The following is a 17,283-nucleotide window of genomic DNA, read 5'->3' on the forward strand; positions in this document are numbered from 1 at the left end:
CTGGGACTTCATCTCGCCCGCCCGCGGTACGTGCGTCTGCGACTACTTATGTGGTGGAACTACCCTAACACGAACAACACGCGCTTCGTAAGCGTTGAGTTTGTGGAGATGCTCGGCGTATTGGTGCAAAGTAACCTGTCCCCCTTGCACCAATTAGCTGGTGTGGCGCCAGCGGGGATCGGTGAGAGTTCTCGCTACGCTCAGGCCGACGGGAAGGAACGCCACGATGAGCACCGCACGCACAAACCAGCCAAGCATATTAACCGTGTCAAACGTGCACATGTAGTACATCGAGCGATACAGATACAGTCCCGGCACCATGATGACAATCGATGGCACCGTGAGGGCGATGCGCGGGTACGTGAGCTTGATTTCGGCCAGGCTCGCAAGCAGTCCCGACACCAGCGCGCCGATAAACGCCGCCGCCTCGGGAGGCATGCCTGCACTCAGGCCCAGAAAGGGAAACAGCGTCGGCGCATCGACGAGCGTAAGGCGCAAGGTATTAGACACGGCACCGATGAGCCCAGCCGCCGCGGCCATCTTTATCGGACTGTTGAACATAACCGAGAAGCCAAATACACCGATAAAGCTCATCAGTATGCGCAAGAGCGTAAGAGCCAACGGTGAGAGGCCGAGCGGGGCGAAGTCATCCGGCGCCAGTCCCACACACTCGGCAACCATCCAGCCTACGAGGGTCGCCATCACAATAATTGACACAGCATACGAAAGACGCTCGATGCCGCTTCGCATATCGAGCTTTGCGATGTCGAGGCCTGCCGTAATGAGGGGAAAGCCGGGGATGACAAAGAGCATGGCGCCGATATAGCCTTCTTGGTGCGACATTGCCCCCGGAATGACCTGGCCAAGGCCGAGCAACGCCAGTAAATACGAGATACAGGCCAGCGCGACGCCAATCGTCAACGCGCTAAACTGGCCGAGGCCCTGCTTGAGGATATGAGAACGGGCAAAGTTGCCGACGCCCGCGCCCACGAACGCACATGCCATCTCAATGGGACCGCCACCAAGTAAAAAGACAAAGGCGCCACAGGCGCAGGCCGCCGCAAGGCCCTGTTGCCAAGGCGCGTAATCAGGTTTTGAACTCTCAACGGTCTTGAGCATCTCGTGATACTCATGCACGGTAAACCGGCGCCCATAAGTCTCGATTTCCTTTAGGAAGCTCTCCATCATCCAAATGCGATGAGTGTTGACGCCCGTTGTTGGCAGGCTGACGACCTCGTTAAAGCAGTGGCCGCCTTCGATGCAGGTGCACTCAAACGACAGGAGACTTAAGTCAACGTGGATGGTGACACCGAGTACGGCGGCGACGCGGTTCATGGTATCGCGTACACGCCAGGCACCCGTTCCGCTCGCGAGCATAAGCATACCGGTGCGGCAGATGATGGATGATTTGTCGGTAAGTGGCGCATCGACGGCAAGCTCATCGCCCGCGGTCACGATCTGGCGCCAGTCAGTTTTCATATGGAGCGCGCCGGCACGGACACCGTGGTGCATGGGGGCTCTCGAAGGCAGTGAGTCAAGGCGCGAAGGCTGTGGGGGTTCCGTCGATTCATCCTCAACCTCATCAGCCTCTTCATCGACCAGATCAAAGGAATCAAGCGGCGCTGGCTCGCGACGGTCGATCAGCTCCTCGTCCTCATCATCAAAGTAATTGAACTGATCGAGCATGTCCTCTTCGATCGCGCGCTCGCTCGCATCGTCCATACAGACGCTCCCTTCCTGCCGACTAACTCCCATCCTAGGCAGCGACGGCTAAAGGAAACATAAAAGAGACAACTGTCATGTGAGTCATGTACGCAATAGCCGTTAGGTAGTCGTTGGGGACGTTCTTGAATGGCTAGTCGTTTAAGAACGTCCCTAAGTGCCAACCAAGGCAACGCCGCAGGTAGAGGACGGACAGCGAGCGACGTCCAGGGCGAACAAGTTGGCATGAAAAAGGCAAGACATAGACCTTCTGGTCATGCCTTACCTTTTGAATGACAAATTGTCGCCCTGGGCGGCGCGCAGCGTCGAGCCGTTACGTGGTTCGTAGAACCGCGTAACTAGTTAGCACATCTTTGCGCCGGCGGGGATGGAAGCGTCGAGCTGAATCAGATTGAGGCGCTCCTCGCCCTCCTCCTCGTGAATAGCGCTGATCAGCATGCCGCAGCTGGGAATGCCCATCATCTTGCGCGGAGGAAGGTTGGTGATGGCGAGCAGGGTCTTGCCGACCAAGTCCTCGGGCTCATAGTATTCATGGATGCCGGAAAGGATGGTGCGGTCGGTACCGGTACCGTCGTCGAGCGTAAAGTTCAGCAGCTTCTTGGACTTCTTGACGGCTTCGCACGCCTTGACCTTCACGGCGCGGAAATCGCTCTTGGAGAAGGTATCAAAGTCGACAAACTCCTCGAACAGCGGCTCGACGGCGATCTTAGAGTAATCGAGCGTAGGCTTGAGCGATTTGACGAACGGGCTCGAGGCGTTGCCGGCCTCGGCGGCCTTGGCGGCAGCAGCACCGGACTGGAAACCCTTCTCGGGCTTCATGTGCGGGAACAGCAGGACGTCGCGGATGGAGGCCTGGTTGGTGAGCAGCATGACCACGCGGTCGATACCGATGCCGATGCCGCCCGCGGGAGGCATGCCGTACTCGAGGGCGCGCACGTAGTCCTCGTCGTACTCCATGGCCTCGTCGTCACCGCCAGCCTTCTCGGCCATCTGAGCGGCAAAGCGCTCGGCCTGGTCGACCGGGTCGTTGAGCTCGGAGAACGCGTTAGCGTACTCGTGACCGGCGATAACCAGCTCAAAGCGGTGCGTCAGACGCGGGTCGTCCTCAAAACGCTTGGCAAGCGGGCTGACCTCGATGGGGTAATCGCACACGAAGGTCGGGTTGACGATGGTGTCCTCGCCCAGCTCATCGTAAATCTCGGCGATGATCTTGCCAGCAGTCCACTCGGGCTTGATCTCCAGGCCCTTCTCGCGCGCGGCGGCAGCAAGCTCCTCGACCGGCGTGTCGATGGTGACTTTCTTGCCGAGCACGTCAGAGACAATATCAGTCATGGGGCGGCTTGCCCACTCACCGGAAAGATCGATGGTCTGGCCCTGGTACTCGATGACCTCGGGGTTGCCGATGGCCTTGTTGGCAGCCTTGATGACGCCCTGGGCAAGCGCCTTCATGCCCTCGAGATCGGAGAAGGCACGGTAGGCCTCCATCGTGGTGAACTCGGGGTTGTGGGTGAGGTCCATGCCCTCGTTGCGGAAGATGCGGCCAATCTCGAACACGCGCTCAAAGCCGCCGACGATGCAGCGCTTGAGATGCAGCTCGGTAGCAATGCGCAGATAGCACTCCTGGTCGAGCGCGTTGAAGTGCGTGATGAACGGCTTAGCCGTGGCGCCGCCCTGGATAGTCTGCAGGATGGGGGTCTCGACTTCCATGTAGCCGTCGGACTCCATGAAGCGGCGGAAGGTGGAGAGAATCTGCGAACGCTTGCGGAAGGTCTCGCGGACATCGTCGTTGGCGATCAGGTCGACGTAGCGCTGACGATAACGGGTCTCCTTGTCGGAAAGACCGTGGAACTTCTCGGGCAGCGGACGAACGGCCTTGGCAAGCAGGGTCGCGCTCTTAGGGGCAACGGAGAGCTGGCCGCGCTGGGTGCGCACAACCACGCCGGTCACGCCCAGGATGTCGCCCAGGTCGAGGGACTTGAGCGTATTCCATGCAGCCTCGTCCATGTCGTTGATGCGGCAGAACAGCTGAATCTCGGCAGTCGCATCGCGCACGACGATGAACATGATCTTGCCCTGACCGCGCTTGGCGACCACGCGGCCGGCGATCTTCACGACGTCCTCGGTGTCCTCGCCATCGGCAAGCTCGGCGTACTTAGCCTCGATATCGGCAACGTAGTCCTCAAGCTCAGAGTGCTCGGGATAGGGGTTCTGGCCCGCCTCGAACAGGGCGGCGCGCTTGGCCAGGCGGGTGGCGCGCTCGTCGTTGAGCGTCGATGCCTGATCTGCGGCGTTCTGGTTCTCTGCCATAAGTTAGCTCCTCAAACTAAAACGCTCCCCAGGATTCGGTCCCAGGGAGCGAAAACATACCTTTACGCGGGACCGTGGTCTAGCGTGCAATCTTGGCGATGGTGTAGACGCGAGTCTTGCCGGAAGGCGTAACGACCTCGACGGAGTCGCCCTCGCCGTGACCGATGATGGCGTGGCCGACCGGAGACTCGTTGGAAATCTTGTGCTCGAGCGAGTTGGTCTCGGTGGTACCGACGAGCGTGACTTCCATGACCTCACCGTTGGGATCAATCAGAGAAACGGTGGAACCGATGGAGACGGTCAGATCACCTGTGGTGGCAGCAACCTGAGCGTTGGCAAGGATGGCCTGGATCTCGGCAATACGAGCGGCGTTCTGGGCCTGCTTGTCCTTGGCGGCATCGTACTCGGAGTTCTCCGAAAGGTCGCCGAACGCGCGGGCTTCCTTGATGTCCTCGACGATCTCCTTGGCGTAATCGCCCTCACGCCAAGCGAGCTCCTCGACGAGCTTCTGGCGGCCCTCAGCGGTCAGTACGATCTGGCTTGCGTCCATACGGATATCTCCCCAACTCTGATCAAACAATCAACTGTCAACAAAACGAAAAAGACCGGCTAGCCTGCGGGCAAGCCGGTCAGGTGCTCACCCCAAAGGGATGGGACTACTCTGCGTCCGCGTCGCTGTCCTCTGCCTGCTTCTTCTTGGCAGCAGCGAGCTTGGCCTCGAGCTCAGCGATCTCCTTGTCCTCCTCGGACTGCTCGACCACGACCTCCTCGGCCTGCTTGGTCTCGGCCTTATCGTCGCCCTCCATACCCTCGCGGATATTCTTGACGGTAGAGCCGAGGGACTTGCCGAGCTTCGGCAGGTTCTTGGGCCCGAAGATAATCAGGACAACGACGAGAATAATGATGAGCTCAGGAGCCCTCAGTCCAAACATGTAGACCTCCACAATACAGCGAGACAAGCTCGAATGAGTATACCGCGGGTATCGCGGTATCACAACAATAGCTAAAAAAAGGGACCGCAAGAAGCGGTCCCTCCTCATGCTCTGGTCGGGTTGACTGGATTTGAACCAGCGACCCCTGCGTCCCGAACGCAGTGCTCTACCAAACTGAGCCACAACCCGTTAGCTCGACTATAGTAACAAAGATTTCCGTCGTGTGCTAGAGAAATTTTTACTTCTTTGGCACTTCGATGCGAACCGTGTTGGGAATGAGCTCCGTCGCGCAGGACCACCAGCCGTTTTGCAGGGCAGCGTCGGCAAGCCTTTCGGCCGTGGCGGCGGTGTCGCAAATGGCAAATGAGCAGGCACCCGATCCGCACACATCTACAGCAACGGTGCCGTCCTGTTTACGCAGCCAATCGAGAACCGTTTGAATCTGCGGCTCCATCTGTGCGGAAATGACACCTAGGTTGTTATGGATGAGCGCATATGCCGTCTCGGCATCACCAGCATGCAAGGCAGAAGCTATCGCGCCGGGCTTGTCTGCAGGCACCGGAGCCTCGTCAAAACGTCGATAGGCTTCAATTGTTGAAACGCTTGCCTCGCGCGGCTTGACCAACACGACGGGCGTTGCGGGCAGCGCGGGATACTCAGTTGCCAGCACGTCTCCCCCACCTACGTAGAACGCAAGGCTCGCGTGCAAAAAGAACGGGACGTCAGCACCAATACCCCGCGCAATGTCGTCGAGCGCGGGGTCGGTGCGATCAATTCCCCAGAGCTCCGCCAAGGCGACAATGACCGCGGCCGCGTCCGTCGAGGGGCCGCCCAAGCCGGCGCACAATGGAATGCGCTTCTCAATCGTCACGCAGATGTTTGCCTCGCAACCATAATGCTCGGCCATAGCAACCGCAGCCCGATACGCCGTATTCTTTTGCATGGGAAAATCTGATGCCGGAACCGTCTGGACGGTCAGCGCCTGCGCCGGCGCGACCGTCACGGAATCGGAAAGACCGACGGCTGCCATCAGGGAATCGACCCTGTGGTAGCCGCGGTCATCGCGCTCGGTATGAACCCCCAGGTAGAGGTTAATCTTTGCCGGCGCGGAAAGAGTCAGGGACCGATCGGTCACCGTTAGTGCTCCTCGAGCTGATTGCCGAGCGGGGTAAAAATGTGCTCACCGCTCTCGGGGTCGAACAGCTCGACCTGCCCGGTGAGGACATCGATATACTGGTAGGACTGACGCGACTTGCGGCCGCGACGTTCGTCAACCTCGACGATAAAGACGGCGGGGTGGACGCTCTTGATGGTGCCCATGCGCTCGACGACGCGGGTGCGGCCCATGTTGGCCTTCACCTTGACGCGATCGCCCACCATATCGGTCAGCTTCTCGTGGATGTCGTCGACGTGATTGACTTCCATCTCTTCCATGAACAGGGCCTCCAGAAGGTGCAATTCAAAAAGGGGATAATACCCCTAAGATAGACAAAACTCTAATACTATAGCACCCTGTTGCGACCACGCGCAAGTAGCTAATTTGGCTACTTACAGATTGTCGGTATCGAGGACGATGGTGAATGGGCCGTCGTTGACGAGGTCGACTTTCATATCGGCGCCAAAGATGCCATGCGCCACGTGTTCGACATCTTGACGAACGAGCGTCAGGAAGTACTCGTAGAGCTCGTTGGCGACATCGGGGGCGCCGGCATCCGTAAACGATGGGCGGCGGCCGTGACGGCAATCGGCGAACAGCGTGAACTGCGACACTACGAGAACCTCGCCGTCGACATCGGCAAGTGCCAGGTTGGTCTTGCCGTTCTCGTCCTCGTTAATGCGCAAGCCGCGGAGCTTGCCCCACAGCTTATCGGCCTCGGCGCGCGTGTCGCCGTGGCCCACGCCCAGCAGCACCAGATAGCCGCGCCCAATTTTGCCCACGCACTCGCCGTCGACCGTCACGCCGGCGTTGAGTACGCGCTGCACCACCGCACGCACGGCCTACTCCTCGCCCGTCAGTTTGGCGGACAGATGCTCGAGCGCGTGGAAACGATGGCTGATGGCGTTCTTCTCGTCCGCCGTCAGCTCGGCCATGGTCTTGCCCGGCGTGTCGACCGGCAGGAACAGCGGGTCATAGCCAAAGCCGTGATCGCCGCGGCCCTCGTGTGCGATAACGCCCTCGCAGGCGCCCTCGCCATAGGTGACCAGACCATCCGTGTCGATAAGCGCAACGACGCTCATAAAGCGCGCGGTGCGGTCCTCGTCCGCCACGCCTTCCAGGTTAACGAGAAGCTTGGCGTTGTTGGCGGCATCGTCTCCGTGCACGCCCGCATAGCGCGCGCTATACACGCCCGGCTCGCCGTCAAGCGCGTCGACGACCAAGCCAGAATCGTCGGCGATGGCCATGAGCCCCGTCTCTTCGACGGCAGCCTGCGCCTTGATGATGGCGTTCTCCAAAAACGTCGTGCCGTTTTCCTCGGGGTCCTCAAAATCGCCCAGCTGGCCGAGCGCCACAAAGCGAACCTCGGGCATGACCTTGCCTAAAATGGCCTCGATCTCGGTGAGCTTATGGGCGTTGCCCGTTGCCACGACAATGGTCGCCGCCGGGTCGAGGGTGTCGATGTCGATCTTCTCAAGTGCCATGAGTGGTCTCCTTGTCTCTATAGCAATGCCGCGCCGAGGGCGACGAGGGCCTCCGCCTCTCCCCTCTCAATCAACGGCAGTCTTATACTTCGACGTTTTCCCAGATAAAACCTGCCAAAATAAACCTGTCCCTTTTTGGCAGGTTAGGCGATGGCTTGGCGCTGAAGCTCGATGAGCTCGGCGATGCCTTTGTCGCCCAGGTCGAGCAGGGCGTTGAGGCGCTTACGGTCAAAGGGCGCCTGCTCGCCAGTGCCCTGGAGCTCGATCATCTCACCGGTGTCGGTGGCGACGAGGTTCATGTCGACTTCGGCATGGCTGTCCTCGGAATAATCGAGGTCAAGCAGCGTATTGCCGTCGACAACGCCCATGGAGATTGCAGCCACCTGGCCGGTAAGCGGGATGCGCTCGATCTTGCCCGCCTCGACCCACATGGCGAGGGCGTCGTGCAGCGCCACCCAGGCGCCGGTGATGCTCGCTGTACGCGTGCCGCCATCGGCCTGAATCACATCGCAGTCGACGGTGACGGTGTACTCGCCGAGCGCCTTCATGTTGACGACGGTACGCAGGCTGCGGCCAATGAGGCGCTCGATCTCCATGGAGCGACCCTTGCGGTTGGCGTGCTCGCGCTTGCAGCGCTTGCCGGTCGACGCCGGCAGCATGGCGTATTCCGCGGTCACCCAGCCGACCTTAGCTCCCTTTCGCCAGCCCGGCACGCCCTCCTCGATGGTGGCGGCGCACAACACGCGCGTGTCACCGAACTCGGCAAAACACGAGCCGTGGGCGTGCTTCATGACGCCACGGGTGAGCTCAACGGGGCGCAACTCGTTGGCGGCGCGACCGTTGGCGCGGTTGACCTGCATGTACTCCATAGAAAAATCCTTTCGGCAAAAGGTGTGGCGAAGGCTCTGACGGCGGCCTTACATCTATTTCAGCTCATCGATATCGATATGCTCAATGCTCTTGAGCGGCTGACCAAAGATAAAGCTGCCCGCCACCGCAAACTCGGCAATGTTATCGGCCGTCGTGGCAAAACGATGCTGCGGCTCGGCGGCGACGCCCGCCAGCTGCTCGCGGCGCGTGAGGATATCGGTCAGCTCGCGCGTGGTCTCCTCGGCGGAACTCACGACGCGTACCCCAGGCCCCAGCGCATGGCGGATAGGTCCCACCAACAGCGGAAAATGCGTACAGCCGAGCACCACGGTATCGATACCGTGGTCGCGCAGTGGCTCAACCGTGGCACCCACCAGCGCACGCACGGCAGGCGTATCGAAGATGTCCTCGTTCTCAAGCCACTGCTCTTGCAGATGCGCACCCGAGGCGAGCTCGTGTTCGACAACCTCGACAAAGCTCGAGGCGGGGCAGCCGTATACGTCGACGCCGGCATCTAGGTCCTGAATGGCGCGCGTGTAAGCGCCCGAGCGAATGGTGAGGTTGGTGGCGAGCACGCCCACGCGACGCGTGCGGGTGCTGTTGATTGCCGCACGGGCACCCGGCGCGATCACGCCGATCACGGGAACGTCGAGCACCTGCTGGGCCAGACGCAAGGCCGCAGCTGTCGCCGTGTTGCAGGCGATGACCATAATCTTGACGTCGTGCTTCGACAGCCAACGGCCCGCCTGCAACGCAAACGAGCGCACCTCATCCTCGGTGCGCGTGCCGTAGGGGCAGCGTTTGGTGTCGCCGAAGTAGTAGACGGACTCGCGCGGCAGCACCGTCGCGATGGCGCGCGCAACCGTCAGACCGCCCAAACCAGAATCGAACACGCCAATCGGGCGCGTGTCGCCTGTCGGATTCTCGATATCGGACATTACCTCACCAGTCTCTCTCGAAAAGACATGTCCAAGTGCGGCGACGCCGCGCTACGAACGCGCCGCGACCAGCAGCTCTGCCGTCGCCGCCCAACCGTCGACAATTTTGCCGCGCGTAACGAAAGCGTTCTCGCAAGCAGCCAGGAACTCGGGCGCACCGGCGCTCGTCAGGCCATTCTCGACCAGGCAGAACGTGCCCACGTGATCGGCCATGTAGAAGTCGGACTCGGAATCGCCGAGCGCGAGCGTCTCCTCGCGCTCGATCCCCAGGTGCTCGCAGAAGCGCGCGATGGCAACGCCCTTGTTGAGGCCGGCGGGATTGATGTTAAACGCGCGACCGTCCTCGACGCGATCGAGCTCGAGCGTCGTCGGCTTGGACAGATGCGTCAGGTGACCGTTACAGGCCCACACCAGGCCGCAGCCGGCCTCGTCCAGGATGGCCTGGACCTCATTGTCGGGCACATCGCCGCGCATGCCGACGGTGACCTCGCGGTACTTGTAGCCGGTCGACATGTCGTTGTGATACTCGATCTTGTGCGGCCAGCGGGCAAGAATCTTCTCGCACACGCCGGTCTGCTCGATCACCTGGTGCGGAGTAAGGCCGCAGGCGGGGTCGTAAGGCATGTCGCCAGTCAGATACTCCCAATCGTTGGCTTTGAGGTCGTACATGACCAGGCCGCCCATCTCACCAATGTAGGAGTTGAGGCCGAGCACGCGCGCGTCCTCGTGGATCATGGTACGGTTGCGGCCCGAGGTGGGAACCACCTGAATGCCAGCGCGAGCGAGCGCCACGACGGCCTCGACGAGTTTGGTCGAGGGGTTGTCGTCGTTGTCGCGCAGCACGCACGAGCCGGGCGCGAGCATCGTGGCATCCAGGTCGGTAAAGACGTACTTGACCTTGGCCAAGCGCTCGCGCATCTCGCCCGAAAGCTCGGCAACGGTCGGCAAGGTGTTGTGGGACATGGTTACTCCGTTTACGTAGAAGGGTTTGGACTTGGACGGCATGTTTTGATTGAGGGAACACGCTTATGGCGACAGCGCACTCAGGGCGCCGCCGCCATCATGGTTCATTAGTCAAACTGGGTAACATCGATCAGGCGATTGGCCAGCGAAAGGTCGCTCTCGATGGGCACGAACTCGTCGCCCACGTGCATGAGCTCCTCGTCACCCTTTGCCAGCAGCAAGACAATGGTGGGAGCATCGGGGTTGACGTACTCCTCGCGCGCCGCCTTGAACGCCGCATGCACAGCGGCTTCGCGGTCGAGGATGATCTTGTTCGGCGTATCGTCGGGAACATGCTCGGCAAGCTCGCGACAGACCTTCATCGGGTCCTCGTGAGCTGGATCCTCGTTCGTAAAGATCATCAGGTCGGAATACGGTGCGGCCTCGCGTGGCAATTGCTCGCGGCGCTCCTGCGCCTTGCCGCCGGCGGCGCCAAACAGCGCAATGACGGGGCTAGCGGGAAACGCGCGCTTGACCGACGAGAAAAGCGAACGGAACGAAAGCTGGTTGTGCGCATAGTCAACGACGCAGATCACGCGGCCGTCCTTCGACTCCACGACCTCCATGCGGCCCGGCACACGCAGTTTGGAGAGGCCCTTCTTGATAGCCTCGATACCGATGCCGATCTCGCGCGCAGCGGCGATAGCGACCAGCGCGTTTTCCACGTTAAAGTCGCCCGCGATACCCAGCAGGACCTTCTCCCCCGCCTCGGGCTCGTCGGCGCTCATGCCGTGCAAGTTGAACTCGATGTTAAAGCCGAGCATGCGGACATCGCTCGCCCACAGGCTTGCCTCGGGATGCTCGACGCCAACGGTCACCAAGCGCTCGGCCGTCGACGCTGCCTCTAGCACACGGTCAACCTCATCGGTGCCCAGATTCACCACGGCGGTCTTTGCCTGGTCAAAGATCCTAAGCTTGCTCTCAAAATAATCCTCAAACGTGGGGTGTTCGATCGGCGAGATGTGGTCGCGGCCGATGTTGAGGAAGCACGCCACGTCAAACGGCAGATTCTCGACGCGTTGGTACTTGAGCGCCTGGCTCGAGACCTCCATGACCATGGACTGGCGACCGGACGTGCGGCAGTTGGCGATATGGCGCCAAACCTCGGGGGCCTCGGGCGTGGTGTTGGTGCTCTCGTAGCACTCGATACCATCGTCGGTACTCACCGAGCCGATCATGCCGCAGGACTCGCCCGCCGCCTTGATGATGGACTGGAGCATAAAAGCGGCCGTGGTCTTTCCCTTGGTGCCGGTGATGCCCACGATCTTGACGTCGTGGTCGGGACGGTCGTAGACCTCCGGCGGCAACAGGGCCATGGCCGTGCGAACACTATCAACAACCAGCATCGCAGCACCGCTCTCCTGCGCCAGCGGCTCCAGAGACTCGACCAGCGACTCCTCGCACACAAATGCGACGGCGCCCGCATCGAGCGCCATGCTCAAAAACGCGGGCTTAAAGGCAGCACCTTTGCAAAAGAATACGTCACCTGCCGAGACCGCGCGCGAATCAAACGAGCAGCCGGTCACGGCGCGCTCGTCAACCTGCTCTGATGCGCGCAGCTCGCCGCACACATCGAGAAGCTTGGCAAGCGTATCGACCGTGGTCACGGTCGCGGAATCCGAATGGTGCATCTTTCACCTTTCTCAGCCATTTGGCAGGGACGGTTTTATAGTAACTGAAACGCACCCACGCAAAAACGGCTCCCGGAGGAGCCGTTACGCGCAGGCGTTCGTAAGCCGAGGCTAGGCAGCCTGAACAGCGGGCTGGTCCTCGTCGATAAAGAAGCGCTTGTACCACACTAGGAACACGAGCGGCGTATAGATCTTGCGCTGGAAATCGCCCTTGCCCGCAAAGTGCAGATCGAGCAGGTGCATGAGCTCGTCGGTATTGAAGAACTCGCTTGCCCACGGCGCGGTGAAGTACTCCTTGACATAGTCGTACCACTTTTGCTCGCGCAGCCAGTAGACAATCGGCACCGGGAAGCCCACCTTGGGACGGGTGGCCCACTCATCGGGCAGCGACTTGTTGGCAGCGTGGCGGAGTACCTGCTTGTTGCCGTTCTCGTTGATGCGGTAGCGATCGGGAATGTGCTCGGCGAACTCCATGACTTTGCGGTCCAGGAAGGGCACGCGCAGCTCCAGCGAGTGCGCCATGCACATCTTGTCGGCCTTGAGCAGAATGTCGCCCGGGAGCCACATGTTCATGTCCAGGTACTGCTTCTTGACCAGTTCGGGCTGACCCTTCACGCGTGCGTAGATGGGTGCAGCGAGCTCAAAGGCGCCATCGCCGGTGTTGTACTCGGGCTTGAGCACGCCGTCGACCTCGCGCTCCGGCCATACCAGAGCCTGTCCCAGGAACGACTTCTCGGGGATCTCGGCACCCTTGACCAGGAAGTTATGTCCCTTGAAGTACGGCATATGCAGCGCCAGGTTACCGAGCGCGCGACGGATGGGCAGCGGCACCATCTTTTTGTACTTGCGCACCGGGACCGTGTCCTCGTAGTAGGCGTAGCCGCCAAAGAGCTCGTCGGCGCCTTCGCCCGAAAGCACGACGGTAACGTCCTTGCGGGCCATCTCGGCCAAGAACCACAGCGGCACGGAAGACAGGTTGGACTGCGGCTCGTCCATGTGATACTGGATGTCCTCGAGCGCGCCGAAGAACTCGTCGGCGGTAATCATCTTGCGAACGTTCTCGACGCCGAGCTTATCGGAAAGTTCCTTGGCGTAGTTGGTCTCGTTGAAGTTCTTGTAGTCAAAGCCCACCGAGAAGGTCTTGTCGGGCATGAGGCAAGCGGCGATGTAGCTGGAGTCGACGCCACCGGAGAGGAACGACGCGACCTTGACGTCGGCGATGCGATGGGCCTCGACACTCTCGTGCACGACCTCGTCCAGCTCATCGACATACTCTTCGAACGGCTTCTCGACGGCAGAGTAATCGCAATCCCAGTAGCGCTCGATGTTCATCTTGCCGGTCGGGATATCGACGGTAAAGTAGTGCGCCGGCGGCAGCTTGTAGACACCCTCGAAGAAGGTCTCCTCAGTCGCCGAATACTGCAGCGTCATGTACGGACGCAGAGCCTTTTTGTTGACCGCCTTGTGGAAGTGCGGGTAGTCCAGGAAGCTCTTGATCTCGGAACCAAAGAGCACGCCCGGAGCGCCGTCGCCCGCATCGGCCATGGGATAGTAGTAGAGCGGCTTGATGCCAAAGATGTCGCGGGCGCCAAAAAGCTTGTTCTTCTTTTTGTCCCAGATGACGAAGGCGTACATACCGCGCAGACGATCGAGTACGGCCTCGCCCCACTCCTCGTAGCCGTGCAGGAGGCTCTCGGTGTCGGCGCCGCAGTGGAACTTGTAGCCCTTGGCCTCGAGCTCGGAACGGAGTTCTTGGAAGTTGTAGATCTCGCCGTTGAAGACAATGACGACGCTGCCGTCCTCATTGGCCATGGGCTGAGCGCCGGCCTCGGTCAGGTCGAGGATCGACAGGCGGCGGAAGCCCAGGGCAACGCGGCCGTCGATAAACTGACCGCCCATGTCGGGACCGCGATGGACGATGCGGTCCATCATCTTGGTGAGCACCTCGGATTGGTTATCCGTCCCACCGACAAAACCGACAAAACCGCACATATACTATCCCCTCTGCTGTTGCTGGGCATCAAATCGAATCAGTAGCTTTTGAGTATACCCGAGGGCGTAAAGAGGGGCGGAATGTTCAGGCAATCTCAACTGAATCAGCTCCGCTGTGACACGCGCCGGTTACCTTTAATGGATATGAGGTGAATGGGGCGATTGTTTTGCTATACTCTCTCCGCACGGGCGATTGGCGCAACGGTTAGCGCAGGTGCTTTACACGCACAAGGCTGGGGGTTCGAATCCCTCATCGCCCACCATTGAATTGGAAACGGTCCTCGCAAGGGGACCGTTTTTGTTTGGGCCCAGCGCATGGGATTCGAACCCGAAAGGGTGCGGAGCTGAGGAAACGCGAAGCGTTTTCCAGCGCAGCACGCGAGGGCCGTAGGCCCGAAGCGAAAGCGGGCGGCGTCAGCCGCACGCGACATCCCTCATCGCCCACCACTGATTTGATAGGCTCCCAGCAATGGGAGCCTTTCTTTTTTGGGCCCAGCGCATGGGATTCGAACCCGCCAGCACATCTGTCACAAAGGCCGTGGCCAAATAATGGCAAAAATGAGTACTGCTACTTTGCTTGCAACATATAAACAGATAGTGTTTGCTTAGGTTACGCAACATATGTCCATTATAAGGACTAACAGTCAGATCAAAATCGTGTATTCATCGCCATTTCGACTTGCCATCTGGCCTTATTAGTCCAAAATTGCTGCTACCAAATCGGTAACAGTACTCATATTTGATGTTTTTTGACCAGCAGGTCTCCCTGCCTTAGCAAATCTAAGGCAAAACGGGCTCCAGACCGCTGAATCATGCCGCATAGGGCACGTCCGCAGTCCGGAACTCGGTCCAAATTGAGTTATTGCGCCGCGTTAGCCCAAAACACCCGACAGGATCTCGATCAGACTGTCCACGTCGGCTTCCTCGCAGACGAGTGGCGGCAGGAAACGCAGCGTATGCGCACCCGTAGCGTTGATCACGGCACCGGCGGCCAGCGCGCGGGCAACAACACCATGCGCGTCGCCCGCGGCATCATCCAAATCACAGCCGAGCATCAAGCCGCGACCACGTACCTCGGTCACGTGCGGCAGCTTGGCGAGCTTTGCCTCCATATAGGCACCCACCTTGGCAGCATGCTCGGCATAATCGCCACGCACAAGCGCGGAGAGCGTCGCGGCACACGCCGCGATGGCCAAGCAGCTACCGCCAAAGGTCGAGCCGTGGTCGCCCGGCTTAAACACGTCGGCAATCTCCTTCTTCGCCACGACGGCACCCATGGGCACGCCATCAGCAATGCCCTTGGCAAGGCTCATGATGTCGGGCTCCACGCCATAGGTCTGGAACGCAAACGGCTTGCCGGAGCGGAAGATGCCGCACTGGACCTCGTCGGCGATAAGCACGGCGCCCACTTCGTGTGCCAGGTCGCGCGCCGTAGCCATAAACTCCTCGGTCATGGGATGCACACCGCTCTCACCCTGGATCGGCTCGAGCATCACGGCACAAATTTCGCTCCCCAGCTGCTTAAAGATCGCACGCAGCTCATCCACATCGTTGGGCGTGCAGGCCACAAAGCCACCCGGCAGCGGGCGGAAGCTGTCCTGCAGCCAATCCTGCATGGTGGCGGCAATGGTCTCGAGCGTACGGCCGTGGAAGCCGCCGCGCATGCACACGATGGTGTTGCCGCCATTACCGGCACGCTTGGCGTACAGGCGCGCGAGCTTCATCGAGCCCTCGTTGGCCTCGGCGCCAGAGTTGGCAAAGAAGGTCTCCCAAACCTGCTCATCCGCAGCCGGGGCACCAAGAGCAGCTGCCGTGGTCTCATCGCCGGCGGCAATGGCATCGGCAAGCACGCGCGCACCATCTACGTCGTCGTTAGCAAGCTTGGACAGCAGCGCCGCGACCTGTCCGCGCTGCTCAATGTAGAAGTAATTGGAGACATGCATGAGCTTTTTGGTCTGTGCCTCGAGCGCCGAGAGCACAGCCGGGTCGCCATGACCTAGGCTGCACACGCCGATGCCGGCAAGAAAGTCGAGGTACTCACGGCCATCGTCGCCGGTGAGCTTCATGCCGTGACCCTCGACAAACTCGACCGGAGAGCGGCCAAAGGTATGCATAACGTAATGGGATTCAAGCGATTGCTGAGCTGCAAGTGACATGGGATGCCTTTCGTTGAGCGCCGGACGGCGCAGGCCTATGGGTGTAGGAATGGGGCGGCTGAGGGTCAGCTAGACCGTCTGAAGCTTCTCGACCTCGTCAAGATTCTCGGTCAGACGCGCAGCAAACGTCGAAAGCGGATGCGGATGCGTATCGAACTCGTAAGCCGTCTCGGTGGAATGGATCACGGTACCGACGCCGGCATCGGTCAGCAGCTCCAGCAGCAGCGAATGCGGCGTGGTGCCGTTGATGATGTGAGCGCGAAATACGCCGCCGGCAAGCGCATCGACGGCCGCGCGCAGCTTGGGAATCATGCCCTTATCGACCTCGCCGCCGTAGAGCATTTCGTTAACCTCGTCGAGTGTTAGGTTGGAGATGAGTGAGTCTTTATCGCTAAAGTCCTTGTACAGGCCGTCGACGTCGGTCAAAAAGATCGCCTTGTGCGCGTGGAGCGCTGCCGCAACGGCACCGGCGGCGGTATCGGCGTTGATGTTGAAGAAACCGCCGTCCTCCCCCGCCGCGACGGTAGCGATAACGGGGATGTACTCGCTATCGAGTAAGCGCTCGATATAGTCGGTGTTAACGTGCGTCACTTTGCCCACGCGACCGAGCTCGGGGTCGAGCGGCTCGGCGATGAGCGTGCCAGCATCGCTGCCCGACACGCCCACGGCCAGGTTGCCGTGGTGGTTGATGGCGGCAACCAGCTCCTGGTTAACCTTGCCGCCCAGCACCTCGCGCACGATATCCATAGTCGCCGGCGTGGTCACGCGCTGGCCGTTCTTAAACTCGACGGGGATGTCGTAGTGGCTCAGCGCCTCGTTGATGGCCTTGCCGCCACCGTGCACGATAACAGGGCGCATGCCGATGATCTTGAGCAGCACGATGTCGCTCATCACGTCGCGGCGCAGCTGCTCATCAACCATGGCGGCTCCGCCATATTTGATAACAACCGTCTTACCGGTCAGGTTCTTAATCCACGGCAGCGCTTCGAACAGCAGCTGCGCGGTTGCTTCGTTGGATTCGTTCGAACGACAATCGCGTGCGAATTTCATAATCTGCCTCGTCTTTCGTATCGTTATCGCGCCGTGCTCCGCT

General features: G+C 60.3%; 15 protein-coding genes and 2 tRNA genes. 1 reads left to right on the forward strand and 16 read right to left on the reverse strand.

Annotation, left to right across the window (positions count from 1 at the left end; translation table 11 throughout):
- Positions 1-153 precede the first annotated feature (153 nt).
- The 14 genes from ACRX4W_RS01105 to asnB all read right to left on the reverse strand — a co-directional run bounded on the left by ACRX4W_RS01105 (position 154) and on the right by asnB (position 14,034).
- Complete coding sequence (locus tag ACRX4W_RS01105; protein ID WP_231500736.1) at positions 154-1,722, reverse strand: threonine/serine exporter family protein; 1,569 nt, start codon at positions 1,720-1,722, stop codon at positions 154-156.
- 342 nt (positions 1,723-2,064) lie between these two features.
- Entirely contained in the window at positions 2,065-4,029 is a 1,965-nt protein-coding gene (gene lysS / locus ACRX4W_RS01110; protein ID WP_117840013.1) for a lysine--tRNA ligase, read from the reverse strand.
- Positions 4,030-4,108: 79 nt separating this feature from the next.
- Positions 4,109-4,579 (reverse strand): transcription elongation factor GreA, encoded by a 471-nt coding sequence (greA, locus tag ACRX4W_RS01115; RefSeq protein ID WP_006234960.1) that lies wholly within the window; start codon positions 4,577-4,579, stop codon positions 4,109-4,111.
- Between the two features lie 106 nt (positions 4,580-4,685).
- The gene (tatA, locus tag ACRX4W_RS01120; protein ID WP_022094895.1) at positions 4,686-4,961 is read right to left on the reverse strand and encodes a twin-arginine translocase TatA/TatE family subunit; all 276 of its coding nucleotides are present in this window, start codon (positions 4,959-4,961) and stop codon (positions 4,686-4,688) included.
- A gap of 112 nt (positions 4,962-5,073) precedes the next feature.
- Positions 5,074-5,150, reverse strand: a tRNA-Pro gene (locus ACRX4W_RS01125).
- Positions 5,151-5,199: 49 nt separating this feature from the next.
- Positions 5,200-6,096: a 4-(cytidine 5'-diphospho)-2-C-methyl-D-erythritol kinase gene (gene ispE, locus ACRX4W_RS01130; RefSeq protein WP_117774375.1), complete on the reverse strand. Its 897-nt coding sequence runs from the start codon at positions 6,094-6,096 to the stop codon at positions 5,200-5,202.
- A gap of 2 nt (positions 6,097-6,098) precedes the next feature.
- Positions 6,099-6,395, reverse strand: coding sequence for a Veg family protein (locus tag ACRX4W_RS01135; RefSeq protein WP_006234957.1), 297 nt, complete (start codon positions 6,393-6,395; stop codon positions 6,099-6,101).
- A 114-nt stretch (positions 6,396-6,509) separates the two neighbouring features.
- Positions 6,510-6,956, reverse strand: coding sequence for a D-aminoacyl-tRNA deacylase (dtd, locus tag ACRX4W_RS01140; protein ID WP_089572532.1), 447 nt, complete (start codon positions 6,954-6,956; stop codon positions 6,510-6,512).
- 3 nt (positions 6,957-6,959) lie between these two features.
- A complete protein-coding gene (gene rdgB / locus ACRX4W_RS01145; RefSeq protein WP_022094898.1) occupies positions 6,960-7,601 on the reverse strand; it encodes an RdgB/HAM1 family non-canonical purine NTP pyrophosphatase in 642 nt (213 codons plus the stop codon).
- 143 nt (positions 7,602-7,744) lie between these two features.
- Positions 7,745-8,470, reverse strand: a complete 726-nt coding sequence (rph, locus tag ACRX4W_RS01150; protein ID WP_432298929.1) for a ribonuclease PH — start codon at positions 8,468-8,470, stop codon at positions 7,745-7,747.
- Between the two features lie 54 nt (positions 8,471-8,524).
- Positions 8,525-9,409, reverse strand: a complete 885-nt coding sequence (gene murI, locus ACRX4W_RS01155; RefSeq protein ID WP_117774377.1) for a glutamate racemase — start codon at positions 9,407-9,409, stop codon at positions 8,525-8,527.
- A 51-nt stretch (positions 9,410-9,460) separates the two neighbouring features.
- On the reverse strand, positions 9,461-10,372 hold the full coding sequence (locus ACRX4W_RS01160; protein ID WP_117774378.1) for an HAD family hydrolase: 912 nt from the start codon (positions 10,370-10,372) through the stop codon (positions 9,461-9,463).
- 107 nt (positions 10,373-10,479) lie between these two features.
- Positions 10,480-12,042, reverse strand: a complete 1,563-nt coding sequence (locus tag ACRX4W_RS01165; RefSeq protein ID WP_117774379.1) for a Mur ligase family protein — start codon at positions 12,040-12,042, stop codon at positions 10,480-10,482.
- A 111-nt stretch (positions 12,043-12,153) separates the two neighbouring features.
- On the reverse strand, positions 12,154-14,034 hold the full coding sequence (gene asnB / locus ACRX4W_RS01170; RefSeq protein ID WP_117745773.1) for an asparagine synthase (glutamine-hydrolyzing): 1,881 nt from the start codon (positions 14,032-14,034) through the stop codon (positions 12,154-12,156).
- Between the two features lie 187 nt (positions 14,035-14,221).
- On the opposite strand from asnB, the gene ACRX4W_RS01175 reads away from it, so the two are divergent.
- Positions 14,222-14,297, forward strand: a tRNA-Val gene (locus ACRX4W_RS01175).
- Positions 14,298-14,906: 609 nt separating this feature from the next.
- Here the strand turns inward: ACRX4W_RS01175 and ACRX4W_RS01180 are convergent.
- The gene (locus tag ACRX4W_RS01180) at positions 14,907-16,190 is read right to left on the reverse strand and encodes an aminotransferase class III-fold pyridoxal phosphate-dependent enzyme (RefSeq protein WP_117745772.1); all 1,284 of its coding nucleotides are present in this window, start codon (positions 16,188-16,190) and stop codon (positions 14,907-14,909) included.
- A gap of 69 nt (positions 16,191-16,259) precedes the next feature.
- Entirely contained in the window at positions 16,260-17,240 is a 981-nt protein-coding gene (gene argB / locus ACRX4W_RS01185; protein WP_117648252.1) for an acetylglutamate kinase, read from the reverse strand.
- Between the last annotated feature and the right edge of the window lie 43 nt (positions 17,241-17,283).

The sequence above is a fragment of the Collinsella aerofaciens genome (assembly GCF_964283865.1).
Classification (GTDB): domain Bacteria; phylum Actinomycetota; class Coriobacteriia; order Coriobacteriales; family Coriobacteriaceae; genus Collinsella.